At 54.0% G+C, this 25,242-nt stretch carries 25 protein-coding genes, 1 tRNA gene and 1 riboswitch; of the genes, 5 read left to right on the top strand and 21 right to left on the bottom strand.

Features of this window, described 5'->3' with window-relative positions; translation table 11 throughout:
* Nucleotides 1-24: 24 nt before the first annotated feature.
* The 6 genes from bla to ACCI51_RS03170 form a co-directional block, all read right to left on the bottom strand.
* Entirely contained in the window at nt 25-897 is an 873-nt protein-coding gene (gene bla / locus ACCI51_RS03195; RefSeq protein ID WP_371842578.1) for a subclass B3 metallo-beta-lactamase, read from the bottom strand.
* Nucleotides 898-928: 31 nt separating this feature from the next.
* Nucleotides 929-1,885, bottom strand: a complete 957-nt coding sequence (locus ACCI51_RS03190) for an alpha/beta hydrolase family protein (RefSeq protein ID WP_371842577.1) — start codon at nt 1,883-1,885, stop codon at nt 929-931.
* A gap of 158 nt (nt 1,886-2,043) precedes the next feature.
* Nucleotides 2,044-2,613: a GNAT family N-acetyltransferase gene (locus ACCI51_RS03185; RefSeq protein WP_371842576.1), complete on the bottom strand. Its 570-nt coding sequence runs from the start codon at nt 2,611-2,613 to the stop codon at nt 2,044-2,046.
* A gap of 10 nt (nt 2,614-2,623) precedes the next feature.
* Nucleotides 2,624-3,127, bottom strand: coding sequence for a GNAT family N-acetyltransferase (locus ACCI51_RS03180; protein WP_299580431.1), 504 nt, complete (start codon nt 3,125-3,127; stop codon nt 2,624-2,626).
* A gap of 17 nt (nt 3,128-3,144) precedes the next feature.
* Nucleotides 3,145-3,597, bottom strand: coding sequence for a YaiI/YqxD family protein (locus ACCI51_RS03175; RefSeq protein ID WP_371842575.1), 453 nt, complete (start codon nt 3,595-3,597; stop codon nt 3,145-3,147).
* Complete coding sequence (locus ACCI51_RS03170) at nt 3,594-3,818, bottom strand: DUF3565 domain-containing protein (protein WP_299580425.1); 225 nt, start codon at nt 3,816-3,818, stop codon at nt 3,594-3,596. Before ACCI51_RS03170 ends, ACCI51_RS03175 begins: the two co-directional genes overlap by 4 nt.
* A 153-nt stretch (nt 3,819-3,971) precedes the next feature.
* Between ACCI51_RS03170 and rep the strand changes: the two genes are divergently transcribed.
* Nucleotides 3,972-6,005, top strand: coding sequence for a DNA helicase Rep (gene rep, locus ACCI51_RS03165; RefSeq protein WP_299580422.1), 2,034 nt, complete (start codon nt 3,972-3,974; stop codon nt 6,003-6,005).
* A gap of 38 nt (nt 6,006-6,043) precedes the next feature.
* On the opposite strand, the gene ACCI51_RS03160 is transcribed toward rep, so the two are convergent.
* Both ACCI51_RS03160 and ACCI51_RS03155 read right to left on the bottom strand, forming a co-directional pair.
* Nucleotides 6,044-7,570 (bottom strand): NHL repeat-containing protein, encoded by a 1,527-nt coding sequence (locus tag ACCI51_RS03160; RefSeq protein WP_371842574.1) that lies wholly within the window; start codon nt 7,568-7,570, stop codon nt 6,044-6,046.
* Between the two features lie 100 nt (nt 7,571-7,670).
* Complete coding sequence (locus tag ACCI51_RS03155) at nt 7,671-8,090, bottom strand: c-type cytochrome (protein ID WP_371842573.1); 420 nt, start codon at nt 8,088-8,090, stop codon at nt 7,671-7,673.
* Nucleotides 8,091-8,277: 187 nt separating this feature from the next.
* On the opposite strand from ACCI51_RS03155, the gene ACCI51_RS03150 reads away from it, so the two are divergent.
* A tRNA-Arg gene (locus ACCI51_RS03150) sits at nt 8,278-8,354 on the top strand.
* A 148-nt stretch (nt 8,355-8,502) separates the two neighbouring features.
* Here ACCI51_RS03150 and moeA read toward each other — a convergent pair.
* Complete coding sequence (gene moeA, locus ACCI51_RS03145; RefSeq protein WP_371842572.1) at nt 8,503-9,744, bottom strand: molybdopterin molybdotransferase MoeA; 1,242 nt, start codon at nt 9,742-9,744, stop codon at nt 8,503-8,505.
* A gap of 46 nt (nt 9,745-9,790) precedes the next feature.
* Entirely contained in the window at nt 9,791-10,456 is a 666-nt protein-coding gene (gene narL / locus ACCI51_RS03140) for a two-component system response regulator NarL (RefSeq protein ID WP_299580411.1), read from the bottom strand.
* Between the two features lie 195 nt (nt 10,457-10,651).
* On the opposite strand from narL, the gene ACCI51_RS03135 reads away from it, so the two are divergent.
* Nucleotides 10,652-12,265, top strand: coding sequence for an MFS transporter (locus ACCI51_RS03135; RefSeq protein WP_371842570.1), 1,614 nt, complete (start codon nt 10,652-10,654; stop codon nt 12,263-12,265).
* A gap of 135 nt (nt 12,266-12,400) precedes the next feature.
* Here the strand turns inward: ACCI51_RS03135 and ACCI51_RS03130 are convergent, their stop codons facing one another.
* The 11 genes from ACCI51_RS03130 to ACCI51_RS03080 all read right to left on the bottom strand — a co-directional run bounded on the left by ACCI51_RS03130 (nt 12,401) and on the right by ACCI51_RS03080 (nt 21,391).
* Nucleotides 12,401-13,519: an ATP-binding cassette domain-containing protein gene (locus ACCI51_RS03130; RefSeq protein ID WP_371842569.1), complete on the bottom strand. Its 1,119-nt coding sequence runs from the start codon at nt 13,517-13,519 to the stop codon at nt 12,401-12,403.
* Nucleotides 13,519-14,241 (bottom strand): molybdate ABC transporter permease subunit, encoded by a 723-nt coding sequence (gene modB / locus ACCI51_RS03125; protein WP_371842568.1) that lies wholly within the window; start codon nt 14,239-14,241, stop codon nt 13,519-13,521. Before modB ends, ACCI51_RS03130 begins: the two co-directional genes overlap by 1 nt.
* A complete protein-coding gene (modA, locus tag ACCI51_RS03120) occupies nt 14,238-15,008 on the bottom strand; it encodes a molybdate ABC transporter substrate-binding protein (protein ID WP_371842567.1) in 771 nt (256 codons plus the stop codon). The genes modB and modA overlap by 4 nt, the downstream gene beginning before the upstream one ends.
* A complete protein-coding gene (gene moaE / locus ACCI51_RS03115) occupies nt 14,993-15,469 on the bottom strand; it encodes a molybdopterin synthase catalytic subunit MoaE (RefSeq protein ID WP_371842566.1) in 477 nt (158 codons plus the stop codon). The genes modA and moaE overlap by 16 nt, the downstream gene beginning before the upstream one ends.
* Nucleotides 15,470-15,479: 10 nt before the next feature.
* Nucleotides 15,480-15,725: a molybdopterin converting factor subunit 1 gene (moaD, locus tag ACCI51_RS03110; protein WP_371842565.1), complete on the bottom strand. Its 246-nt coding sequence runs from the start codon at nt 15,723-15,725 to the stop codon at nt 15,480-15,482.
* Nucleotides 15,726-15,730: 5 nt separating this feature from the next.
* Nucleotides 15,731-16,237 carry a cyclic pyranopterin monophosphate synthase MoaC gene (moaC, locus tag ACCI51_RS03105; protein WP_371842564.1) on the bottom strand — a complete coding sequence of 169 codons (507 nt, stop codon included), beginning with the start codon at nt 16,235-16,237 and terminating at the stop codon, nt 15,731-15,733.
* A gap of 3 nt (nt 16,238-16,240) precedes the next feature.
* Nucleotides 16,241-16,783: a molybdenum cofactor biosynthesis protein B gene (gene moaB, locus ACCI51_RS03100; RefSeq protein WP_299580387.1), complete on the bottom strand. Its 543-nt coding sequence runs from the start codon at nt 16,781-16,783 to the stop codon at nt 16,241-16,243.
* A 2-nt stretch (nt 16,784-16,785) separates the two neighbouring features.
* A complete protein-coding gene (mobA, locus tag ACCI51_RS03095) occupies nt 16,786-17,385 on the bottom strand; it encodes a molybdenum cofactor guanylyltransferase (protein ID WP_299580384.1) in 600 nt (199 codons plus the stop codon).
* A gap of 4 nt (nt 17,386-17,389) precedes the next feature.
* Nucleotides 17,390-18,367, bottom strand: coding sequence for a GTP 3',8-cyclase MoaA (gene moaA / locus ACCI51_RS03090; protein ID WP_371842563.1), 978 nt, complete (start codon nt 18,365-18,367; stop codon nt 17,390-17,392).
* Nucleotides 18,356-18,506, bottom strand: a riboswitch (molybdenum cofactor riboswitch). (Overlaps the previous gene by 12 nt.)
* A gap of 218 nt (nt 18,507-18,724) precedes the next feature.
* Nucleotides 18,725-19,948, bottom strand: coding sequence for a porin (locus tag ACCI51_RS03085; RefSeq protein ID WP_371842562.1), 1,224 nt, complete (start codon nt 19,946-19,948; stop codon nt 18,725-18,727).
* Nucleotides 19,949-20,089: 141 nt separating this feature from the next.
* On the bottom strand, nt 20,090-21,391 hold the full coding sequence (locus tag ACCI51_RS03080) for an MFS transporter (protein ID WP_371842561.1): 1,302 nt from the start codon (nt 21,389-21,391) through the stop codon (nt 20,090-20,092).
* A 417-nt stretch (nt 21,392-21,808) separates the two neighbouring features.
* On the opposite strand from ACCI51_RS03080, the gene ACCI51_RS03075 reads away from it, so the two are divergent.
* Nucleotides 21,809-23,284 carry a NarK family nitrate/nitrite MFS transporter gene (locus ACCI51_RS03075; RefSeq protein WP_371842560.1) on the top strand — a complete coding sequence of 492 codons (1,476 nt, stop codon included), beginning with the start codon at nt 21,809-21,811 and terminating at the stop codon, nt 23,282-23,284.
* Nucleotides 23,285-23,399: 115 nt separating this feature from the next.
* Nucleotides 23,400-25,172 carry a protein kinase domain-containing protein gene (locus tag ACCI51_RS03070; protein ID WP_371842558.1) on the top strand — a complete coding sequence of 591 codons (1,773 nt, stop codon included), beginning with the start codon at nt 23,400-23,402 and terminating at the stop codon, nt 25,170-25,172.
* Nucleotides 25,173-25,242: the final 70 nt, after the last annotated feature.

Genomic DNA, 25,242 nt, shown 5'->3' with positions numbered 1-25,242 from the left:
GGCCAATACCGTTAATACCAATTGCTAATTAACCGTAATTTTTTCGGCCGCCAGCTGTTGATTTAATTTTTCTTCCGCATTCTCGGCATATTGACGACAGCTCACTGGTGTTTTCTGAGCAGCTGTGTCTTTAAACTCCCAGCCACTGGCAGTTGCGTGAGGGGTCAGTAGTAAGTCACAGGGTAAATCGCGTACACGGGCATAACTGGCACGAAAATCTTCTACGATATTGGGGTAGCGAAGATTATCAATCAACTGGTAACCCGGAGCCGTAAGACTATCCACATAGGCAATATCAGTGACCTTACCCTCAACACTATCCTCCCAGGTCCAGGCCATACTGCCTGGAGTATGGCCTGGGATAAAGTGTACGCGGAGGCGCAAACCCCCGAGAACAACTTGCTCGCCATTAAGCAGGATACGATCCGCCTTTAAGGACGGATATAAAATTTTATCGGCAAAATGAATATCATTGGCGCCACCGCGCGCCATCAATACAGCAGATTCCGCATTTGTCACTATTTGAGCCCCAGTAACGCGCTTTAACTCAGCTAAAGCGCCTATATGATCTGCGTGGGCATGACTGTGCAAAATTAATTTCAAATCGGCGGGTGCGACTCCCAACCCGCGCATATTCTCCAATAAATGTTCAGCACTCTGTTCCATGCCACCATCTATTAGAATCGCGCCTTCTTTGGTTTTTAATAGCAATGAGGTAATTCCCTTAGTACCTATTTGCCATGTTTTGTCTGCAATCTTTAAAGGCGCTACCGGCTGGCGCCAGGACTCCGGCACTTTATAGGTTTCCAGTTGCGGCAGTACCGAAAAATCCTCCGCAGTGGTAATACTGGAAAATATTCCCAGCACCAGAGCCGCTATTTTATCTGTGAGGGCCATCTATTTTCCTCTTATTATTCCAATAAGTATATTATTCGGCGGTATCTGGAGTACACCCGGGTGCTCCATCGCGGACAGTAATCGCCAACCACCCAGCTATACGCTCAAATACTTGATTCCGGTGATTTACACCGTCGGTATCCGTCATATAGTGGTCGTAGCCCGGATATTCCCAATAGGTGAGTTCACAGCGCCCCGCTGAAGTGTACGCATCACGCGCCGCACGACCAGAACTGACCGGTGAAGACTTGTCTTCTGTGCCCTGGATTAACAAAACGGGGGAGTGACTCTTGAGTAAATCATTGACTGGCACCCGATCGACAACATCGGCCCACCAGCGCATAGAGTTTCCGCCCCAAACTTCTGCGCTTTTGGGGTTGGCTCGGGCAAAGTTGAGCTTGGCATCCACCTCTTTAGCCACATGGGGAGGAACCAAGCTCTTTAGCACTTTCGCAAATGATTCCCCCAGACCACTGGAAAAGACCACCGCGGCATCGGGATTCAATCTGGGCGCCAGTCGGGCAACCAGATCACCACCCTCGGAGCCACCGAAAAGCACCAGCTTGCCATTCCACCAATCGTCTCCCCGTAACTCATCAACCACCTGGACTACATCTAACGCACGCTGCTCAACCGTGTGGTTGGCTATGTAATCCTGGGAGCATTCTTTAAATTGATCCGTAGGGCTATCGGCATGGCTAACACCATATTTTTCCACCAGCAATATGGCATAACCCGGAGCTATTTCCTTGGCTTGCTGAATTGTTGAATTTTTAATAGCCGGAAGACAACCCGAGCCCTGGGCGATCAGAAACATACCCTGCTGCCCGCTACGCGATGGTCTCTCTACCGACCAGTGAAGCAATGAGCCATCCGGACGCTTGCTGACTTTCTGAATAGGTTCAGCAGAACTATGAATCGCAATACTTACTAAGAGCAAACCGATCGCTGAAACCAAGCCTGACCTTGCAGAAAACCACCGTTCCATAGCGAGAACTCCTTGCGCCCCGCCATAAGACTATGACGAGGACATTGTTAATTGATGTCTTGGAAAGAGGAGCGACAGAGAAAAGCCGCCCCCATCTCCGAACCCATCAAAATACAATGGTTCCCAGGCTTGTCGAAATATAAATTACCGCTGTGGAATTATTTAGTAGCGCACATCTTTTCCCACGCATTCGCGCTTATTCGGTACAAACAATGTTGCAAAAGGGGGTTTTCCGCTGGGACCTGTGGATGTGCAAAGACCAGAGAATCCCGCCGCATACCCAAGCGTTCCATTACCCTTTGGGAGCGAATATTTTGCAGAGGCGTAAAGGAAACCACTTCCGTGAGGTGCAGGGTATTAAATGCTACTTCCAGGGATGCGCGCGCGGCTTCGCTGGCATATCCCTTTCCCCAAAAAGGGTGCGCTAATCGCCAGCCAATCTCTACCGCCGGGGCGAAGGGCAGGTCATCGGTCACGTTTTTGATACCGACAAAGCCGATAAATTTGCCAGTTTCTCTAAGCGCCAACGCCCAGAAACCCCAGCCATATTTTTCAATATGGACCTTGCAGCGATCGACACCGGCATCACTCTCCTGTCGCGTCAGCAGTGCGGGAAAAAACTCCATCACCCTGGGATCGGCATTCAGTTCGGCAAATGCAGGTTTATCTTCCTCACGCCACTGGCGCAATTGCAAACGTTCGGTAATAGGTTGTATTAATTCAGGCATTGGAAAATTACTATTTCGTTTTTTCTTTCTGCAGGAAAACTTTAGACGGTGCGACCATAAAATCACACTGCTCCAGCCATTCACGTTGCCCTGGATATGCAGCCGCTACAAAGCCCAACTTCTCGTAAAGATTGCGTGCCGCAAAATTAGTACGCAGGACAAATAGGGAGCACTCGGTTGCATCCAGAGTTCTAGCACCGGTTTGTGCAAGCCGTATTATCAGGGCTCGCCCTATTCCGGCCCCACGATGATTCGGAGTGACAATTAAGCGGCTCAGATGGCATCGTCCCAAGTGTTGATAATACTGGCCGAAAGCCAGTGCATCGCCGCTGCTGTCCTGAAGCGTATAACTGGGCAGCTCCGGCCAGCGGCAATCCTCAAGGAAAGACGCCCTCTCCAAAGGGAAACGGAACTTAGGGCCGCCCCACTGTTGGCACTGCTCTCTATCCGGTAGCCAGGACATCAATGTTGGGAATTGCCACTCCTCTATGGGCTTCAGGCTTAAACTCTCCACGGCAATTCTCCTTAGACTTACTTGCGACTCTTAGCTAGCCACCGATCCAACTGGTCGGCAAAGGCTTTGCGGTCCGCCTGGTTCAGTGCCGGTGGGCCGCCAGTATGTACACCACTGGAGCGCAGGGTATCCATAAAATCCCGCATATTCAGGCGCGCGCGGATATTGGCTTTAGTGTAACGCTCACCCCGTGGATTGAGGGCCTCGGCGCCTTTGTCGATCACTTCCGACGCCAGTGGGATATCACTGGTGATAATCAGATCTCCCGCATTGCAGCGTTGTACGATTTCGTTATCGACCACATCGAAGCCGGCGGTAACCTGTAGGGAACGTATATAGCGAGATGGTGGTACCTTTACCGATTGGTTTGCCACCAAGGTCATTTCTGTGGCGGTGCGCTCGGCAGCGCGGAACAGAATTTCCTTGATGACTACCGGGCAGGCATCGGCATCGACCCAGATTTTTGTCATGGTTGTACAGCCTTACGGATTATGTCGGGCGGCGCGCCCTCATCGCACTTCTTGCAGTTCAGTGGATAGCCCAGCATGGAATCTCGCCCCTTTCCGGTAATCACCCAGGGCCTGCTGGTCCAGGGCGGATTGTGGCGCACATGCTGGAAATGGTCACAGGCAAGTTCGGCTACCCAGTGGTCTTCTTCATCCAGGTGATAGCCGGCGATGGGTTGCTGCATGGAACAAAAGATTCAGTGAATAAGGCGCAGTTATAGTCAATTCCACCAGCAAAGTACATCTGTGGCCGGGCGTTCGCACTCATGCTGGGAGGATTTGAGTCAAGGCTGATAGAATCCCCCGCTTTCTCGTCACGCAAAGATGCAACCCCATCTATGACCCAGCTCAACCCCCGCCAGTCTGAAGCCGTGAAGTATGTCGATGGTCCCTGCCTGGTGCTGGCCGGTGCCGGCTCCGGCAAGACCAGCGTGATCACCCGCAAGATCGCCTACCTGATCGAGCAGTGTGGCTACGCCGCACGCAATATCGCGGCCCTCACTTTCACCAATAAGGCCGCGCGGGAGATGAAAGAGCGGGTGAGCAAACTGCTGGCGGGCCCCGATGGCAAGCGCTCCAAGGCGAGTCACGGCCTCACCGTATCCACCTTCCACAACCTGGGTCTGAACATCCTGCGCAAAGAGCACCGTGCCGCCGGCTTTAAACCCGGCTTCTCCATCTTCGATGCCGAGGATGCCCGCGCCCTGATCAAGGAGTTGATGCTGCGCGATGGCGACCTGGATACCGACCTGCTCGACCGGGTGCAGAACCAGATTTCCAACTGGAAGAACGACATGCTTACCCCGCGCCGCGCCCTGGAACAGGCGCAGAGCCCTGGTGAACAGGCCATCGCCATCGCCTATGACCGCTACTGCGTAGCCCTCAAAGCCTACAATGCGGTCGACTTTGACGACCTGATCCTGCTGCCGGTACAGCTGTTCGACAAGGATCCGGAGTTGCTGCAACGCTGGCGTAAAAAGATCCGTTACCTACTGGTGGATGAATACCAGGACACCAACAATTCCCAGTACCTGCTGGTAAAACTGTTGGTGGGTGGACGCGGTGGCCTCACCGTGGTGGGCGACGACGACCAGTCTATCTACGCCTGGCGCGGTGCGCGCCCGGAGAATATGAGTGCGCTCAACACCGACTTCCCCAACCTGCGCCTGATCAAGCTGGAGCAGAACTATCGTTCCACCAGTCGTATCCTCAAGGTGGCCAACCACCTGATTGCCCATAACCCACACGACTTCGACAAAGCGTTGTGGTCCGATCGCGGCCTGGGTGAGGAGATTCGCGTGCTCAAGGTGGCCAATGAAACCGAAGAAGCGGAGCGGGTTGCCAACGAAGTCTTTCTGCAAAAGAGCCGCCGCGGCTGCAAGTTTATGGATTTTGCCGTGCTCTATCGCGGCAACCACCAGGCGCGCCTCCTTGAAATGAAGCTGCAAGAGCATCAGGTTCCCTACCAGATGTCCGGAGGCACCTCCTTCTTCGCCCGCGCCGAGATCAAGGACGTGATGGCCTATCTGCGCCTGCTGGTAAACCCTGACGATGACAATGCCTTCCTGCGTATTATCAACACCCCACGCCGCCAGATCGGCACCAGCAGCCTGGAGGCTCTGGGCAACTATGCCAAAGGCCGCGAGGTCTCCATGTTCAAAGCCTGCTCGGAGCTGGGCTTTAAGGAGCACATCAACGAGCAGGGCTACGAGCGCCTGAATCGCTTCGCCCTGTGGCTCGAAGGGGTGCAGCGCAACTGTCGCGATACCACCGCCAATGGCGCCCTGCGCGAAATGCTGGAAGATATCGACTACGCCGGCTGGCTCTCGCAAAACGCCAGCAGCGAGAAGGTGGCCGAGAAGCGTATGGAGAATGTGTATTGGCTGCTGGAAAGTCTCAACAAGATTATGGAAGGCACCGACGATGAGCTGGAGCAGGACATCCGCCTGGAACAGGCCATCTCCAAACTGATCCTGCGAGATATGCTGGAGCGCCAGGAGGAAGAGGAAGCCACCGATAAGGTCAGCCTGATGACCCTGCACGCCGCCAAGGGCCTCGAGTTCCCCCACGTATTTATGATCGGCATGGAAGAAAACTTGCTGCCGCACCGCAACAGTATTGAAGACGACAATATCGAAGAAGAGCGCCGCCTCACCTACGTGGGCATTACCCGCGCCCAACGCACCCTCACCATGACCCTGGCGGGCAAGCGCAAACAGTTCGGCGAAACCCAGGACACCACACCCAGCCGCTTTATTGACGAATTGCCAGAAGAAGATGTGTTGTTGGAAGGATTTGGTAAGGCGACGCCGGAGCAGAATCAGGCGAAGGGAGAGGAAACTTTAGGGTCTTTGTTGAGTATGTTTGATTGAGGCTGCAAATGCAGCCTCAACTTCAATGACTAAAAGCACTATTGGGAAATAATCACCATGGAGCCCGTTTTCTGATCAATTTCCACCACACTATTTGGAGCATTCGTTATCCCAAACAAGCGATCTCCATATTCAGCAAAACCTGATATCAAAATTGATACATTTGTTCCTGCATATGGCTTCTTTACTAACCGACTAGTTTTTAGGTTATATTCAAAATACCCTGTGTACTTATCTCTCGGAATAAATAACAGCCGCTCTTTGTCTTCGCTGAGGAAAATATGCTGGATATACGGAACATCTGACCACTGATCCTCACTGGCTAAAATTTTTCTATCCCCAGTATTTAAATCAACCTCATATAAAGTGGTAATTGCTCCAGTTTGATGTCCTAATGCATAAACAACCCCTGCATCAAAATTTGTTTCAATGTCACGCAGCCCATTCCAATCAGGACCAGAGCCAGCGCCCAAAAAACTACTAGATAAAATAGATTTTGTGCCCGTATTAACATCAACTTTAAGCAAATAATCCATATCATTAATAACAACAGCCGTTACGCCTTCAGGATCAACATCAATCGCATTTGATAATTCAATTACATTGCAACAACCAACGTCAGAACTAATAAAAACTTTTCTATCCCCAGTTGTAGCATCAACTTCTTTGAACGAATCATCGCCATAGTCAGCCACAAAAATTCGGCCATCACTTGTAATAGTTACATCTCTTAAATCAGAAAACTCAAGGCCAGATCCAGTATTTGGTCCGGATAAAATTTCTCGGTCTCCGCTATCAATATTAATTGATAACAATTTTCCACCAAAATCAGACCATATCGAAGAGTCGTGAACAATTAGGCGATTTAAAAAAGTATCGTATCTGATAGTTTTCTCAGCATTACCTGCTAATGCTGGACCTTGACCACGATAGCCAGAGGATACTTGTTTTAGTGATTTTTCTTTTAGATCAATGCTATATAAGTGGCCAGAACTGTAAGATAGTATATATGCCAAATCATTTTTATGATCAATTTGCAAACCAGAAGTTAGGAAATCTGCAAAAACCTCTTCCTCTGTCATCTGATCAAAAATTTTTTCGATCTTTTGTTTAGCCAAATCAAAGCTATATAAATTCTCAGCCCCCTTAGGAGTCAATTCAGACTTGGCTAATAGATATAATTTTGACTCTCTGGAATGAGAGTCAACAGATATGATCTCAGTAATCTTTTCATCAGACTCATACAAGTTAGAAAGCAGCGTACGATCACCTGTATCCTTATTTACTTGAATTAGGTCAGAACCAGAAATCGCGTAAATTAACTGATTATTTACTACAATCAATGCATCAGGATTTAACTCAGGGCCAGCACCCTTATCAAAATTAGATACAGTGTCAAAAATTCCTGTACTCGGATCAAAGGATTGGATACGACCATCTGCCCAATAAAGCTTCCCTGATATAGGATCAATATCAAGAGCAGAAATATAGGAGCTTCCTGCATAAAATTGCTGTAATACCTCTCCAGTCTGGTGAGATAATTCAACTAAATTATCGCCAGCCATTCCATAAGAAAAAGCCGATAAGAGGAAGGTGAGTTTTGCTTAGGAGAGAAACAAAAAAAGGCCGCTCAATAAGCGGCCTTTTCGATAGCGAATAAACGGCTTACTTACTATTGTCTACCATATAGTTCACGGCAGCCTTCACTTCGTCATCGCTGCAATCCATACACAGACCCTTAGGTGGCATGGCATTGATACCATTGATGGCATTGGTATAGAGAGTATCCATACCTTTAGCGATACGCGGAGCCCAGGCAGCGGCATCACCAAACTTGGGTGCGCCCGCGATACCTGCCGCGTGGCAAGTGGTACAGCTCTTGTTGTAGATATCTTCACCGCTGCGAGCACCGCCGCTCGCTGCTTCAGGAGCCGCCGCTACAGCCGCCGCGCACTCCTCACCTTTCATGCAGGTTTCACCCGCCGGAGCGATGCGCTCCGCAATTTCCTCATTCACAGACTGCTGGGCCACTGCCGCAGCCGCACTGACGGCCAGTACCGCCACAATACCTAAAATACTCTTCATGCAATTCCCCCAAAGGACCGAAGTGAAATGGCCCGTAGACTATCGATTTACTGCCGCAAACTTCTACGCCGCGCATTATAAGCACTGCGTCGCCCCCTGCCAAAGCTTACGTAACCCCGCCATAAGTCCTTTCGCACGCCCCTCCCCTTCTGTATAATCCGCCTCCCATTGGCACAGATAGCCAAATCCGCCCGTAGCTCAGCTGGATAGAGCGTCGCCCTCCGGAGGCGAAGGTCAGAGGTTCGAATCCTCTCGGGCGGGCCATATACAAGAAAGCCCGCTTATGCGGGCTTTCTTGTATATGGCTCACTCCCAGGCTTTGTTCGAACTCAGGTTCGACTCGGAGGCAGCAAAGCTGCCGCAGAGTAGCGAGCCCAAAGGGCGAAGCTAATCCTTGCCATGAAAAGTGCGGCTACCCCAACGGCACCCCCAAAGGCTCAATCACTACCTGCTCCCCAGCCTCCACACTGCCAGTCTCCTGCGCCAAAACAATAAAGCAGTTAGCCGCAGCCAGGCCGGTAAGAATGTGACTCCCCTGGGTACCAACCGGCTCTACCACCAGCACACCATTGCCATCGGTGTGGTAAACACCCCGTTGGAAATCGGTACGGCCAGGCTTTTTCTTTAGTGGTTGTAACAGCTTGGCCTGCAATGTATACGGGCCATTCCACTGATCGCCTTGCATGACGTGCAAGGCGGGTACGGCGAGCTGATAAAACGTCACCAGTGCAGAAACCGGGTTACCCGGCAGACCGAAGAATGGGGTTCCTTGCAGGAAACCGAAAGCGAAGGGTTTGCCGGGCTTCATCGCCACTTTCCAGAAACCGATATCGCCGAGTTCTTCCAACACTTCCCGCGTGTAATCCGCCTCACCGACGGAGACGCCACCAGAGGTAATAATGGCATCGGCCTCTTGGGCCGCGCGCCGTAAGGCATCGGTGATGGCCTGTTTGCTGTCCGGCAAAATACCCAGGTCCAACACTTGCAGATCCATTTGGGCGAGAGCCGCCAACAGAGCAATGCGGTTGCTATCGTAAATATCCCCTTTTGCCAGAGCTTCACCCGGCTGGCGTAGTTCGTCGCCGGTGGAGAAGAGCGCAATTACCGGTTTGCGCAACACGGTAACCGTACCGGCTCCGGCGGCGGCAAGCAGGGCGATATGGGCAACACTGATGCGCTCTCCGGCCTTCAATAGAATGGAGCCTTCAGGGACATCCTCGCCACAGCGGCGAATATGGTCGCCGGGACGGACTTCGCAGGTAATACGAATGGATTCGTCCTGGGCAGCGACATTTTCCTGCATCACCACGGTATCGGCCCCGGCGGGGAGAGCGGCACCCGTCATAATGCGCACGCAAGTACCCGGATTAACCACACCGTCGAAGGGCGCTCCCGCAAAAGACTTACCGATCAGTTCCAGCGGCAGGCCACTGGCCAGGTCTTCAAAGCGCAGGGCGTAGCCATCCATAGCGGAATTATCGCAAGGCGGCAGATTCACACTCGACGAAACCTCTTCGGCGAGTACTCGACCGGCCGCCTGGACCAGCGGTAGGGTCTCGGTACCATGAACAGGGCTCAGCGCCTGCAACAGTTTTTCGCGGGCATTCTCTATGGGCATCAGGCCCGGCTGACTACAGCAATCGGTGGTGGGCATAGGGATATTTCTCTTACTTCATTCCTTTGCAGTGGGGCGAAACGCGTCAGTGGCCTCGGTTTTGCGATTCCGGGCGCTTTTGATTGACCATCCACACGGCAGCTTCCACGCGGGAACGCATGCCCAACTTTTTCAGTAAATGTTTCACGTGAACCTTTACCGTGGCATCACTGATGTCCAGTTCACGGGCGATTAACTTGTTACTGAGGCCATCGGCGATCAATTGCAAGATCTGATATTCACGACTGGTGAGCGTGGAGAGGGTATCCGCACCAGAATTATCCGGTTTGCGCAGGGCCGAGGCGAGGATCTCGGTAAGGCGTTGGCTGATGGCGAGCTTGCCGTGGGTGGCTTGGATCACCTGGTCGAGAATATCCTCGGGCTCCATATCCTTGAGCAGGTAGCCATCGGCACCGGCGCGAATGCAGGACACTACGTCGGCATTGTTATCGGAAACCGTGAGTATCACGATACGCGAGGCCACATCGGCGGCACGCATCGCACGCAGGGTATCCAGCCCATCCATACCGCGCATATTCAAATCCAGCAGGATAAGGTCTGGCTCATATTGTTTGGCCAGTTCCAGGGCTTCCTCGCCGCTACTGGCCTCGGCCACCAATTCCAAACCGGGCTCCATGGCAAATAATTGCTTGAGACCTTTGCGGAACAGCGGGTGGTCATCGACCATCATTACCGTGGCAGAAGAAGTCATTGGATATCCTGCTTCATTGGTGAAATTGGTTTAAATCTGAACAGTGACTTTACCATAGCGTCCGGCGGCTGCGCTTACTCCCAAAGAGGTAGCCATTCGACGAGCACAAAGGGGTTACTTACTGTTGGTAATTGAGTAGGCTCATCCACCGGCCCATAGTGGCTGGACGAATCGTTTCGAGAAGGAGTGGCCGCCGTGTCTGACATTTACGAGTGGGCCCCGGAGGACAGCAAATTCTGGCAGTCCAAGGGCAAGAAAATAGCAAACCGCAATTTGTGGATATCCATTCCCAGTTTACTGTGCGGCTTCGCCGTGTGGCTTTACTGGGGCATCATTACCGTTCAAATGCTTAATCTCGGCTTTCCCTTTGCCAAAGCCGACCTATTTACTTTAATGGCCATCGCCGGTCTTACCGGGGCCACTCTGCGTATCCCCAGTAGTTTCTTTATCCGGCTGTTCGGTGGTCGCAACACCATTGTATTTACCACCGCATTATTGATGATCCCCGCCCTCGGTACCGGTATCGCACTGCAGAGCAAGGAAACCCCACTGTGGGTCTTCCAGCTGCTGGCACTGTTGTCTGGTATTGGCGGCGGTAACTTCGCCTCCTCCATGTCCAATATCAGCTTCTTTTTTCCCAAGGAGAAGCAGGGTTTGGCTCTGGGTCTGAATGCGGGTCTGGGTAATTTCGGTGTTACCACCATGCAGATTCTGGTTCCGCTGTTTATGACCGTTGGTGCTTTCGGTGCTGTCGGCGGCGATCCCATGACACTGGTAAGCAGCTCAGGCTCTCTGATTGGTAAGGTACCCGCCGGCTCAGAGGCCTGGATTCAAAATGCCGGTTTTGTGTGGCTGTTGTTTTTAATACCGCTGGCCTTTATCGGCTGGTTCGGTATGAACAACCTGCGCACCGAAGAAATTACTCCGGATGTGGGCAGTACCCTGGGCGCCGTCATCAAGATGACCTTAATGCTGGGCATCGGCCTGATTACGGCCGTAGTCGGTCTCTGGCTTTTATTGCCCGAAGCCGCCAACGGCTCGGGCTGGGGTGTGCCCAAAGAGATCGTGCTGGTACTGGTCATCACCGCCACCGTATTTGGTCTGAAGTTGCTGCCCGGCGAGATCCGAACCAGTCTGCAGCGCCAATATCGCATCTTCAATAACAAGCATACCTGGGTGATGAGTGTGATTTACACCATGACCTTCGGCAGCTTTATCGGCTTCGCCGCCGCCTTCCCACTAGCGATCAAGGTCATCTTCGGTTACAGCCACGTGATGGTGGATGGCGTTATGACCCACGACACCATCAACAGCAATGGTCCCAGTGCCCTGATGTACGCTTGGATGGGCCCCTTTATCGGCGCCCTGATTCGCCCAGTCGGTGGCTGGATTTCCGACCGTATCGGCGGTGCGCTGGTTACCCAGATCTGTGCGGTCGTCATGGTGGGTAGCGCCCTGGGTGTGGCGTATTACATGAAGGCCGCCTACGCCTCGGCCGCCCCGGAAGAGTTTTTCCTACCCTTCTTCCTGCTGTTCCTGCTGCTGTTTGCCGCTACTGGTATTGGCAACGGCTCTACCTTCCGCACCATCGCCATGGTATTTCCGAAGGAACAGGCCGGTCCGGTATTGGGGTGGACTTCTGCGGTCGCCGCCTACGGTGCCTTCTATATTCCCAAGGTTTTCGGTGAGCAGATCAAAGCCACCACTCCGGAATACGCACTGACGGGCATCGCCATCTTCTACGCGGTCTGTTTAGTGGTGAACTACTGGTTCTACCTGCGTAAAAACGGCGAATTCTATAACCCGTAATTCGTTTTCACTCACAGGACACCGTTGCTTCGGGGAGGTTTTTACCTCCCCTTTTTTATGGCACACACGCACCTTCTATAACTTTTTTACACGTGTACTTTGGCGTGGGGGATTATTGCGGGATCGAAAAAACCATCATAAACCGGCGGGGCTACCTGCCTTAAACTGGGCAAAGTAGGTAGAACCCTCACGCAGTTGCAAGCGCTCACAGGAGAGCTGGGAGATATCGGCGTAAAGCACTTGCTCAGCCAGCGTGAGTTGCAAGCGCGTGCGACCATCGGCAAGGTGCTTTTTACCGGTCAGGGTGACCGGCAGGCAATTGAGAATACTGGACAGGCCCGGTTTTTCTACGCTGAGGCTGATATCTCCAGCCTCCAATAAAAAAACAGCGGTATCGCCTTTGCGATAATCACCGGCCACTCTGTCTGCATAGATGGAAACGCCCCCCAATTCCAAGGTGAGCAAGCCACCACGCAGAGATTCCACTCGCGCCTCAATCCGACTGCGAAAGCTATCGCCCACAGCCTTAGAATCCAAGTACTTAGCAACCTCGAAGAGAGGGAGCGGAGCCGATAAATCTGCAGACTGCATCCACAGGCAGCGCTGGGCCAACAGTTGAACCTCATCGAAGTCGTGGCTGGTCCAGAGTACCAGCGCCGGATAGCGAGCCCAGAAATCCCGCAGGGTGGGCAGTAAGCTCCGCAAAACCTGAGCGCGATCCACCGCCGAGAGCGGCTCATCAAACAGCTGTAGTGGTGCATTGTGAAAAAGTTGGCGCAGCAGGGCCACCCGCTGCGCCTCACCGCCGGACAGCAGCTCTACCGGTTGGTGTAGAAGCGGAGCAATACCAAAAGCCTTCAGCAGCTGCTCACACTCCTCAGCGGGTAATGGCCTGTGGCTGTATTTACGAGCCAGGGCCAGGTTATCCGCCACCGATTGCCCGGCAAACAAGCGGCTGTCCTGAAAACCTAAAGAGGCAGCCCTTTTGTGGGTGGCCAGAGCGCGGCGACCGCGCTGCCAGACCGTATTGGCAAAAGTGATATTGCCACGGCAACGGCGCTGGCCAGCCAGGGCCGCCAGTAATGTGCTCTTGCCGCTGCCGGAGGGCCCGGTGAGACCAAAAACGCCAGTGGCCGGTAGTGTTAGTTCCCAGGGCGTAGCTGTATTTAACGAGGTCACCAGGCCCTCAACGCTGAGCCCGCAAGAGTCTGAGGTGGAAGTCGTGGTTCCGAACAGGGGTAAGGTGATTTCCATTAACCAACGACCCCCATAATCGGCTTAGCGTGTTCGCTGTTTGATCCACGCGGGGCCAAACTATGCCCCAGCCAACGGGCAGCGAGTAAGAGTACGGTGGTAATCCCCATCAACATCAAAGCCAGCCGGTGCGCCGCTCCATACTCCATCGCTTCCACATGCTGATAGAGGGCGATGGAAACCACCTGGGTTTCACCGGGGATCGCGCCACCAATCATCAACACCACGCCGAACTCGCCCAGGGTGTGGGCAAACGTTAAAGCGCAGGCACTGACAATCGCTGCGCGACTCGCGGGCAAGAGTACCTTCATAAGCGCCGCCCAGGGCGGAATACCCAGTGCGGCGGCGGCCTGGGTGAGGCGCTGGCCATTGGCACTAAAGGCGGCCAGCAGCGGTTGCACCATAAACGGTAGGGAATAAAGCACCGAGGCAAAAACCAAGCCTGTAAAAGAGAAAACCAAAGGACTGCCAAACAGTTGTGACAGCCACTGGCCGGTGGCGTAATTGGGGGAAAACAACAGTAATAAATAAAACCCCAATACAGTAGGTGGCAGCACCAGCGGCAGGGTGATTAAGACTTCAACCCCGTGACGCCAGCGGCTCTGCCACTGGCTCAACTTCCAGGCCAGGGGTACGCCGATGATAAACAGCAGTAAAGTGGTTAAGCCGGCCAGTTTCAGGGTCAGCCACAGGGCCTGCCAGTCGGCAGCGGCGATATTCACAATTCATCTCCTCCGGACTGCGCCGGTAGCAAGCCGTAACCCAACTGCTGCAATTGCGCCTGTACTTCGGCTGAGCGCAAATAATCGGCGAGAGCCCTCGCTTTTTCAGGTCGGCGACTTTGAGTGGGAATCACCAGCTGCTGTTCAATGGGGCTATACAGACGCTGCGGCAACAACCAAAAGTTATCCCGACCGGCTGCTTGCATCTGGCTGGCGGCGACAAAGCCCATCCGGGCATTGCCGGAATCCAGCATTAAATAAGCTTGTCCGGCATTGTGGGCGCGGGCTAACTGAAGTTGTTTTTTACTCCACATCCCCAGGCTTTGTAGGGCCTGCTGGGCGGCGCGACCAAAGGGCGCAACCTTGGGGTCGGCGAGGACAATTTTCTCCGGCCAGGTTTGTAATAACCGTTCGATATTCACTTCGGAATCTGGGTGCCAGAGCGCCAGTAATCCCAAGGCGTAGGTGTGGCGGCTTTCTGCCAGCGCGCCACCCCGCTTTTCCAGAAGCTCGGGCCGCTCGCGATCGGCGGAGAGGAATAAATCGAAGGGGGCGCGGTGTACTACTTGCTGGTAGAGCACACCGGAACTACCGCTACTGAGCTGCACCGAGCACTGGTCACTGCACTCAAATTCCGGCAACACCTGCTCCAGCGCCGGACGAAAGCTGGCCGCCACCGCAACACGCAGGGTACAGCTATCCGCGTTTACTGGCAGCGCATTCGCCACCAATAAACCACCTAACAACAGGATCAGCCGGCGGACCACTTTTCCATCTCCACGGCATCGCTTTCGCGGGCTTCGACCCAACGCTCGCTCTTGCCGGACGGATCTGAAACCGCTTCGCGTTTCCAGAAAGGTACCTCGGTTTTGAGACGGTCCATAAGGTACTGACAAGCGGCAAAGGCCGCCTGTCGATGGGGGCTGGTGACGCCGACAAAAACAATCTCGTCGTTAATCTGCATGGGCCCAACCCGATGAACAATAGCGATTCGGCCCAGGGACCAACGACTGCGCGCATCGCTAATAATGCGCTGCAGGCTTTTTTCCGTCATGCCCGGATAGTGTTCGAGGGCCAGGCCACAGACATCGCTACCGGCACTGAAGTCGCGCACTGTGCCCACAAACAGGGCGCAGGCGCCATCGCCACTGTTGCCCTGCAGGGCCGAATATTCAGCGGCCACATCGAGCGGCGTCTCACGCACTTCAATACGATCAACAGCTTTCATACCAACACCACTAACCGCCGGTCACCGGCGGGAAAAATGCAACTTCATCCCCGCTATTTACCATCGCCTCGGGCTCCGCCAGCTCCTGATTCAGTGCCATACGGATATCGTCCCGCTGCAGCTGAGCGCTCCAATCCGGGTGTTGCTCACAAAGGATTGTCCTCAGGTCGCCGAGACTGCCGGAAAAATCCCCGAGGGTAATTTCACCCGTACCCAACTGTTGGCGTAGGCGTGCGAAAAAAAGAACCTTTACCATATTGTTTACCTCTGAACTTTTTCCGCGTCTGCCGGCACATCACCGCGCCAATCGCCGCGCTTGCCACCGCTTTTCTGCAACAATCGCGTGGGGCCGATTTCCATCGCCGGGTCCACGGCTTTGCACATATCGTAAATGGTCAGCGCCGCTACGGAGGCCGCCGTTAAAGCTTCCATCTCTACACCGGTGCGCCCAGCCAAGCGACAGAAAGCGGTGATATACACGCTGTGTTTTTCTGGCTGCAATTCGAAGTCCACCCCTACCTTGGTCAGCGCCAGCGGGTGGCATAGGGGAATTAAATCCGAGGTTTTCTTCGCAGCCTGGATACCGGCGATACGAGCTACAGATAAGACATCGCCTTTCTTATGAGCCCCCTGGCTCAGCAATGCAAAAGCCTCCGCACTCATGCAAATACTGCTCTCAGCTAGGGCGCTGCGGTCGGTAATGTCCTTCTCGGTAACATCCACCATGCTGGCTTCGCCGCGCTGGTTTAAGTGGGTTAACTGGCTCACGAATTACCCTCGGCTCTCACAGGGCGCGCTGGTAAAACGCACATGGGGAATAAAGTTGCAGGGCTTATGGCGGGCATCCAGCTGCTCGAGCAATATACCCTCCCAGGCCGTGCGGCAGGCACCAGTGGAGCCGGGCATGCAGCACACCAGGGTGCGATTGGCGAGGCCAGCCAATGCGCGGGACTGCACCGTGGAGCTGCCGATATCCCCTAAAGAAATATGGCGGAACAGCTCGCCGAAGCCGTCGACGGTTTTATCGAACAGCGGCGTCAGGGCCTCGGGGGTGGAGTCGCGCTCGGTAAAGCCAGTGCCGCCGGTGACCAACACTACCTGTACTTTGGGGTCGGCAATCCAGGCGGAGGCCACCGCGCGCATCTGGTAAACATCGTCTGGGGTAATGCGTTTATCCGCCAGCTGGTGACCGGCAGAAGTCAGGGCTTCCACCAGATACTGGCCGGAAGTATCGGTCTGCTCGTTACGCGTATCGGACACGGTAAGCACCGCAATATTGAGCGGTACAAATTCTTTACTGGCGTGTGCGGACATAGTCAGTGTTCTCTTAAAAAACGGTTTTCGGATATTTTATCCGGCATCGTCAGGCCAAGATAATCCGCCGGCGTATTGATGTTGCGAGACCAATCGCCAGCATTTTTTATAGGAATGGAGTTGGCTTCCAGGTGACGCAGCAGTGCGCCGACGGAATTGCGCCTGCGGCCCTCGATAGCACCGCGCAAATAATCCAGGCACTTAGCGTTGAGAGGTAACCACAGCGGGAAAAAAAAGTGGTCAAAGTAACAGGGACGGCCGCTTCTCTGCCCCTCAGCCAATAATTCGGCGAGGAGGTCCCGACCCAGTAATGGCATATCCACCGGGATCACCAAGGCGGCATCGGCACCGGTCGCTTGGACCACCGAATAGAGTCCACCCAAGGGCCCCTGTTCCGGTACCAGATCTTCGATACCGCCGGGACGTGTACCGCTGGTCACCACTTGGGTTAGAGGCAATGCCCGCAAAAGCCCCTCGGCATGTTGCAGGAAGCTGCCTCGCTCAGGGTGTGCCAGCAGGGCCTTATCGCGGCCCATGCGGCTGGAGCGGCCACCGGCGAGCACCACGCCGATGGTCGATCCGTTGGGATTCACCTTGGCCATACCCCTAGCCCCCGAGCATTGCCAGGTTGCGGGTGGCACCGGTGAACCCCTCGTGTAACTGATGGCCGGCCGTCTTATCGACAATCAACTCGCGGATATGCGCCGCCAGGGCCTCGCTGTCGCCGGCGGCAATTATTTCGCGCATATCGAAGCCCTGATCGGCAAACAGACACAAATGCAGCTTGCCCTGGGCGGATATCCGCAGGCGGTTGCAGCTCGCACAAAAATCTTTGCCATAGGGGGTGATCAGGCCGATGCGCCCGGCATAATCCGCGTGGAAATACTCCCGCGCCGGGCCGGCATCTCGGGTGCGGATCACTTGCTCCCAACCCTCGCGCAACAACAGAGTTTCAATATCGTCACCGGACACATGATTGCTGACAAAAAAATCGCGGTTGTCGCCAGTGCGCATTAATTCGATAAAACGCAGAGTCACCGGGGTCTCACGAATCCAGGCGAGGAAGTTATCCAGTTCGGCCAGGTTGTACTTGCGCATCAACACGGCGTTGACCTTGGTATCGATACCCAGCGCCAGGGCGCGGTCCAATCCCGCAAGGGCTTTATCGAGGCGGTCGTGGCCGGTGATATGGTGGAATTGGGCTGGGTCGAGACTGTCGATACTGACATTGACCTGATCCAGTCCAGCGCGGTGCCAGTCGTCGATCTGGCTGGGCAGGCGATAGCCGTTGGTGGTAATGGCCAGGCGACGAATCTTGTCGCTGGCACGCACCGCTTCGAGCATTGGTACCAGGTCCTTGCGCAAGGAGGGCTCACCGCCGGTCAGGCGCACCTTTTCTGTGCCCAGAGAAGCGAAAGCACGCACCAGGGTGCCCACCTCAGCGACTGACAGTGGATTTTCCCCCTCAAGGGAGCGACCGCAGCCAATACCCTCGGGAAGGCAGTAGTTGCAGCGGTAATTGCAGATGTCCGTCACGGACAGGCGCAGGTAGTAAAACCTGCGGCCAAAATTATCTTGTAACATTAAACGCCTTTCCAATGTCGGGAGGCCTCGCAGTTTCCTGTTAGACCCTGGTGGCCGTTACGGCCACGGTCCCGGCACCCTGCAGCGATTAAGAAAAACTGCGCTGTTTAGGTAGCGGGACTCGGTGTTTAAACTGATGTCAGTGTATCAAGTTGGTTAATTTATGCTTGGGTCAAAGGTGGTACTCCCTCGGTGCTCTTGGTGATGCCGATCGCCTTGTGGGAACCTAGCAAAAAGCGGAAATTCTGTGGGCAGAGCGGACTAAAACCGGAGAATTTTTTATAGAAATTAACCGACCGCTGCAGAGTAAAACCCCGGCCTAAGCCGGGGTCTGTCTATCGGGTGATGAAAGCCAACTTAGAAATTGGCGGTCACCATCAGCCAGAACTTATCGGTATCCAGCTTGTGATCGTCGGCTTGGTAGGAAGCGTATTTCACCAGTGCAGAAATATCTTCAGTGAGCTTGTGCCCATAACTGACATTCCACTCGTGGCCATAATTTGCAGAACCTTTATTCGCATCGAAATTGTGATAGGCCATATTCAGCTTGCCACCGGCAATTTCCATTGCACCGCTGATATACAGATCTTCGACACCGTCGTCAGGTGTTGACAGGAATTGGTCGGCAAAACCCTGGAATTTGTGCAGGGTGGCCAGTGGGGTTTTAAAACCGACATCGTTATCGGAGCCCAGTACCTCGTAACCGAGTTTTGCTGTGACCGGACCCAGATCGGCTCCCACTTCCGCCAGATAGTAATCGGCGCTGTAGTTTTGCGTGTTGTCACCGGTATCACCCTGACGCGCGTAGCTCAGGTTGGCGTTTATCGGTCCGAAATTCCCTTTGTAATCTACTCCATAGGTGCGGCTGGCATTTTCAACGAAATTTTCTAAATCCAGGTTGTAAACGAAACCGCTGACTTTGTGGTTTTCAGCCACTGGGTAGCTGGCATGGAATAGCTGGATATTGCCTTCAAATTCAGCACCGGCGCTATCTTCACCAAAAATGCGGTTTACGTTGTACACGTAGCTGTAGTCCAACTGCAGGCTGTCAGCACTGCCGTACTGGTAGCGTACGCCATCGTAAGTCTGCTCGTTCTGTCTCCAGCCGACGCCGCCGACAAAGCGCTGCCCGTCCAGGTTAATACGCTGGCGGCCAGCGGTAATTACGGAATTTTCACCGCTATAACGGATATAAGCTTGGTTAACTTCGGTACCATCCGGATCGGCAACTACCGGGTAATTGTCTTTACCATTTACGGTGGAGTTGTAATTATCGTTGCCGACGGAAGTAACATCATCCATCTCAAGAAAGCTGGTAAAACCGTTGTAGCTGCCGCTGCGCCAGTTAAGGCGGGTTCTCAGCGTAGAAGCGGTTGCGTCTCCATTAATGCCGTCCTGGTCATAATCTTCCTGGTCGACAATCTCCACGCGATAACGCAGATTCAATCCGACCTCACCAGATTTCAGCGCGTCGGCAAGTGTGGCATTTTCACCATCCTGCGCAGCAGCCTGTAGTGCAACAGTGCTGCAGGCCCCCAGCAGTAAAGCACCAAACAGTTTGGAAAATTTGGAAATGGTCATTACGCTTTTCCTTTGCAACAACAAATTTAACAGTGACAAATTACAATTTTTCAGGTGTGGTTGAAACCACATTTTTTTCCGACAGAAATCTTCCTGACTCTCATGTCTTACCCACAGGTAATTCCAATTTGGTAGTGGGCACTACCTATCCGGCAAGGCCACAGAATCCGCGCTTTCTTCCTGCAAAAAATTATTTTCACGGGCGAAAGCCAAACGCTGTTGATAACCTTCCCTCCGGATAGCCAAATACATAGCCAACATACAAATTGCGAGCACACCGTAGAGCAACATAAACGCCGCACTGTGAATACCAACCAAATCCTGTGCGATTCCAAACATCACAGGCAGGGTAAAACCACCCAACGCACCAATCGTGGCCACAGTACCACCGACGCTACCCATATGTGCCGGAAAATTATCGTGCAGCGTTTTGTACACAGAGGCGCGACCAAAACCCTGAGCAATACCGATCACCAATAACAACAGGGTAAACAGCTCAATACCCACCTCGATATTTAAATGCACATCCCGTTCCACCCCGTGAATCGTCATACTGGTCGGGGGGTAACTGAGGAAAAAAAGGCATACCAGGCAAGTCCAGAAAACACTCCAATTTACCGTGCGTGCACCATAGCGATCCGCAAACCAACCACCCAGGGCGCGCAGCGAACTGGATAGCGCCACAAACAGCAGCGTCAGTGCCATCGCCGCCGGCGTACTGACTCCGTAGACCGCCAGGTAGTAATTGGGCAACCACAATAAAAGTGCAAGAAAGCTGCCGAAAACAAAATAGTAATAGAGTCCATAGCGCCACACCTTGATCTGCATCAGTGGACGTAGATGGTGATGAATATTCACCTTGCCCCGGCTGCGCATGTAGCGGGTTTCTTCCGGTGCAAAACATTCGAATAGCACCAGCATAAGTACTATGCCGAAACCGTATACCGGCCCAATCCATTCTCGCCCAAACCAGTTCTGGATAGCCGGTGCCAAAGCCAGGGTAATCGCGGCTCCGGCATTGCCTGCACCAAAAATGCCCATCGCTGTGCCCTGCTGCCTCCTTTCGAACCACGGGCTGATATAGCGAATCCCCAACACGAAGGCCACACCGGAAACACCCAGCCACAGGCCGGCCAGCAGGTGGGCTCCATAGCTTTCGATATAGGGCAACAGAAATAACACCGGCAACAGTAATAACATTTGCAAAAGAATGAGTTTTTTCGCCGAAACGTATTCCACCAACAGCCCCGCGGGGAAACGCAACAGTGCCCCGCTCAGGATGGGCGCCGCGAGTAAGATGCCGTACTCGGTAGCGGAAAGATTCAGCTGCTCGCGTATCTCCACCCCAAGCACGGCATACAGCGTCCATACCGAAAAATTAGCGGCAAACATGGCCGAGGCAAACATCAGTGCGCGCCCGGCAAGTTGCTGTGTATATTGCACGACAGGCTATCTCCACTTGTTCAACGTTCAGACAAATTTTTTGCCCTTCAAGCGGATAATCCGACCTCTGAGTCTCCGCTTGGCCAGAAGAGACATTGCCACCGAGGCAAATTACCAAAGCGTATCCGGGCGCTTACCTGCAAGATGCCTAAAAACCCCTAGCCCGACAATTACTCCCAAAAACCAATGCCTTATAAGACAATTTCTTGCCTCTACTCACCATGGGGTAAGCATTGCTCTAGAGGCTGCATCGCACCTGACACAGTGCTAATCCAAAAGGATTAACTTACGCTGCTATTGCGTGGATTCCGCCACGGACTACCCCCTTTGCGCGCTTTTCCTGTGACGCTGCTCAAATACTATCGACCATATCCCTATCCACCTCTAAAAATTTCTGAGAAGCCGGAGAAAATAGTCATGAGTCAATCCAGCGGCCTCAATTTATTTCATTGGGGCGATCCCAAAATAAAGACGCTGCACGTTACTTGGTTTGCGTTTTTCCTGACTTTCGTGGTGTGGTTCTCCCATGCTCCGCTAATGGTCTTTATCAAGGAAGCGTTCGACCTCAGCAGCCAACAGGTAAAAGCCCTGTTAATCCTCAATGTGGCACTGACCATCCCCGCGCGTATCATTATCGGTATGCTGGTGGATAAATTCGGGCCGCGCCTGGTGTACAGCGGACTGCTGATGACCTCATCTTTAATCTGTTTGGGCTTCGCCACCGCAGACAGCTACGAATCCCTGGCCCTGTTCCGCTTCCTGCTGGGTTTTGTCGGTGCCGGTTTTGTGATTGGTATCCGCATGGTGGGTGAATGGTTCCCAGCCAAACAAGTGGGCCTGGCAGAAGGTATCTACGGCGGCTGGGGGAATTTCGGTTCTGCCGCCGGTGCCATGACCCTGCCCACCCTCGCCCTGATGTTCGGTGGCGAAGACGGCTGGCGCTACGCCCTGGGCCTCACCGGCGTGCTCGCTGGGATTTACGGCATCCTCTACTACCGTGTTGCCCGCAACACGCCTAAGGGTTCCACCTACTTCAAGCCCAAAAAGAGCGGCGGCCTGGAAGTCACCAGTAAGCGGGATTTCTACTTCTACCTGCTGATGAATGTGCCCATGTACCTGGCACTGGCGGCGCTGGCTTACAAATTGTCTCCCAGTGGCGTAGCCCTGCTGAGCCAGAATGCCACCTACGTGATGTGGGGATTGCTGGTAGCACTGTTCGCTTTCCAAACCCGTATGATCTGGAATGTAAACAAAGAGCACCTGCGCGAAGGCGTACCCGAGCTGGAGAAATACAACTTCAAGCAGGTAGCCATCCTGGACCTGGCCTACTTCGTCACCTTCGGCTCAGAGCTGGCCGTGGTTTCTATGCTGCCCCTGTTCTTCCTGGAAACCTTTGATGGCTTGAGCCCCGTGAAGGCCGGCCTGCTCGCCTCTGGCTTTGCCTTTATGAACCTGGTGGCCCGCCCAACCGGTGGATACTTCTCTGACAAACTGGGACGCCGCCGCAGCCTGATGTTCCTGATCGGCGGCCTGGCAGTGGGTTACTTTGTACTGAGCCAGATCAACGGCGGCTGGTGGATTCCCGCAGCGGTAGTTGCCACCATGTGCTGCTCTTTCTTTGTGCAGGCCGGTGAAGGTGCCGTGTTCGCCATCGTGCCCCTGGTAAAGCGCCGCATGACCGGGCAGATCGCCGGTATGGCCGGGGCCTACGGCAACGTGGGTGCGGTTACTTTCCTCACCGCCCTGTCTTATGTCAGCTACAGCCAGTTCTTCCTGATTATCTGCGGCGCAGCAGCGGTGATCTTCTTCGCCTGCCTGTTCCTGGAAGAGCCCAAAGGCAATATCGCCGAAGTGCTACCGGATGGCACGGTGCAGCTGATCAGCGTGGAATGATCTGGAAAGAGTGATCGTAAAGCAGTTATCCAGCAACAAACGCAAAGGAGGGCCAATGGCCCTTCTTTGTTTTTCGCCGCTGGTCTGAGGGGACGAAAAGAGAGTGGAGAAAGCTGTGAGCGAAACCAATTCCGGGGTGCAAACAGAAACCGAGGTAAACCCCGAAGCCCAGACACCGCGATTGAGCCACGGCCTCTGCACCCGTGCCGGCATCAAACCGCAGAACGAAGATGCCGCAATCTATCACTGGCCAGCCAGCCCGCACTTACAGGAATACCTGGGCGCAGTCGCCGCACTGGCCGATGGAGTCAGCTCCGCCGAAGCTGGTGCCCAAGCCAGCCACACCGCCACCGAGCAGTTTGTGCGGGACTATTACAAGGTGCCGGACACCTGGTCTGTCGCCCACGCCGGACAGAAAATCCTCGCCTCCATTAACAGCAAGCTATACCGCAAGAGCCACGACTTCCCCCAACAGGAAAAGGGCTTCCTCTGCACCTTCTCTGCCCTGATTTTTAAATCCCGCACTGCCCACTATTTCCATATCGGCGACAGCCGTATCTATCACCTGCGCGGTGACAACCTTAAATGCCTCACCCGGGACCACAACATCACCCTGGCCCACCGCCAACAGATGCTATCCCGCGCGCTGGGCATGGATACCGGCCTGCAAGTGGATTACGGCCAGCTCAGCCTGGCTAAGGACGATGTACTGCTAATTACCAGCGACGGCGTGCACGACTTTATCCAACCGGATTTACTGCGCGAGCTGCTAGCAGAGTCCCAATTAAGCGAACAGGAAACAGCGGAAACCCTGGTGCGCCTCGCCGAGGAAAACGGCAGTGACGATAACCTCTCCGCATTAGTGGTAAAGGTAAAGGCACTGCCACAAACCACCCTGGACGACTACAGCCGCCAGCTTACCCACCTGCCCTTTCCTCCGGAGTTGGAACCGGGCATGGTATTGGATGGTTACCAGGTAGAGCGGGAGCTGTTCTCCTCCCAGCGCAGCCAGCTGTACCTGGTGCGCGACAGTGCCACCGGGGAAATCCTGGTAATTAAAACCCCCTCGGTAAATTACGAGGACGATATCCACTATATCGACCGCTTTATTCAGGAGGAGTGGATAGGCCTGCGTATTCGCAGCCCCCAGGTAGTGCGCCTGCACCGGCAGACCCGCCCGCGCACCGCGCTCTATTACCTGATGGAGTATGTGCAGGGCAGCACCCTGGAGCAGTGGATCACCAACAACCGCTTTCCCAAACCGGCGGAAGCGTTTCGCATCCTTAAGGAAATTGCCACCGGACTACAGGCCTTCCACGATCAGGAAACCATTCACCAGGATTTGCGCCCGGCCAATATCATGATCGACGGCGACGGGCGGGTAAAAATTATCGACTTTGGCTCAGTCTACGTAGCCGGCAGCGCCGAGATTTTCCGCCCCCTGGAGCACCCAGAAGCGCTGGGCACCGCCAGCTATTCCGACCCCCACTATATCCTTGGGCACAACAGCGGTATTCGCGGCGATATCTATGCCCTCGCCACTATTGCCTACGAAATGTTTACCGGCGAACTGCCCTACGGCGAGGAAATCGAAAACTGCCGCTCCCACGCCGACTTCGAACGCCTGCGCTACCGCACCGCCAGCCAGTTTAATCCCGTAGTCCCCATCTGGTTCGACCGCGCCCTGGAACGCGGATGCAGTATCGACCTGGAACAGCGCTACTCCACGCTAACGGAATTTATGCGCGACTTGGCTAATCCGAACCCGGATTACTTGCGTGAAGATCCTACAGAGAAAGGGGATGCCTCTTTGTTTTGGAAGATTCTTTGCGGGATTTGGGTGGCTACTTTGTTGGCGGTGGCGGCGTTGTTTTCTTCTAGTGGTTAAGGGCCCATTTTGAGTAGCGAAGCTTGATAGATCTGTAATAGCTGAGCATCTCTGGTTGCCATTTGGTTGA

The organism is Microbulbifer echini (assembly GCF_041447225.1).
Lineage (GTDB): Bacteria > Pseudomonadota > Gammaproteobacteria > Pseudomonadales > Cellvibrionaceae > Microbulbifer > Microbulbifer echini.
The sequence above is the reverse complement of the archived record's forward strand: the minus strand, read 5'-3'. Positions and strand labels throughout refer to the sequence as shown.

Bases quoted from the DNA above. Each gene is read 5' to 3' on its own strand.
- bla (WP_371842578.1), bottom strand. From the start codon at position 897: ATGGCCCTCACAGATAAAATAGCGGCTCTGGTGCTGGGAATATTTTCC.
- ACCI51_RS03190 (WP_371842577.1), bottom strand. From the start codon at position 1,885: ATGGAACGGTGGTTTTCTGCAAGGTCAGGCTTGGTTTCAGCGATCGGT.
- ACCI51_RS03185 (WP_371842576.1), bottom strand. From the start codon at position 2,613: ATGCCTGAATTAATACAACCTATTACCGAACGTTTGCAATTGCGCCAG.
- ACCI51_RS03175 (WP_371842575.1), bottom strand. From the start codon at position 3,597: ATGACAAAAATCTGGGTCGATGCCGATGCCTGCCCGGTAGTCATCAAG.
- ACCI51_RS03170 (WP_299580425.1), bottom strand. From the start codon at position 3,818: ATGCAGCAACCCATCGCCGGCTATCACCTGGATGAAGAAGACCACTGG.
- rep (WP_299580422.1), top strand. From the start codon at position 3,972: ATGACCCAGCTCAACCCCCGCCAGTCTGAAGCCGTGAAGTATGTCGAT.
- ACCI51_RS03160 (WP_371842574.1), bottom strand. From the start codon at position 7,570: ATGGCTGGCGATAATTTAGTTGAATTATCTCACCAGACTGGAGAGGTA.
- ACCI51_RS03155 (WP_371842573.1), bottom strand. From the start codon at position 8,090: ATGAAGAGTATTTTAGGTATTGTGGCGGTACTGGCCGTCAGTGCGGCT.
- moeA (WP_371842572.1), bottom strand. From the start codon at position 9,744: ATGCCCACCACCGATTGCTGTAGTCAGCCGGGCCTGATGCCCATAGAG.
- narL (WP_299580411.1), bottom strand. From the start codon at position 10,456: ATGACTTCTTCTGCCACGGTAATGATGGTCGATGACCACCCGCTGTTC.
- ACCI51_RS03130 (WP_371842569.1), bottom strand. From the start codon at position 13,519: ATGGAAATCACCTTACCCCTGTTCGGAACCACGACTTCCACCTCAGAC.
- moaE (WP_371842566.1), bottom strand. From the start codon at position 15,469: ATGAAAGCTGTTGATCGTATTGAAGTGCGTGAGACGCCGCTCGATGTG.
- moaD (WP_371842565.1), bottom strand. From the start codon at position 15,725: ATGGTAAAGGTTCTTTTTTTCGCACGCCTACGCCAACAGTTGGGTACG.
- moaB (WP_299580387.1), bottom strand. From the start codon at position 16,783: ATGTCCGCACACGCCAGTAAAGAATTTGTACCGCTCAATATTGCGGTG.
- mobA (WP_299580384.1), bottom strand. From the start codon at position 17,385: ATGGCCAAGGTGAATCCCAACGGATCGACCATCGGCGTGGTGCTCGCC.
- moaA (WP_371842563.1), bottom strand. From the start codon at position 18,367: ATGTTACAAGATAATTTTGGCCGCAGGTTTTACTACCTGCGCCTGTCC.
- ACCI51_RS03085 (WP_371842562.1), bottom strand. From the start codon at position 19,948: ATGACCATTTCCAAATTTTCCAAACTGTTTGGTGCTTTACTGCTGGGG.
- ACCI51_RS03075 (WP_371842560.1), top strand. From the start codon at position 21,809: ATGAGTCAATCCAGCGGCCTCAATTTATTTCATTGGGGCGATCCCAAA.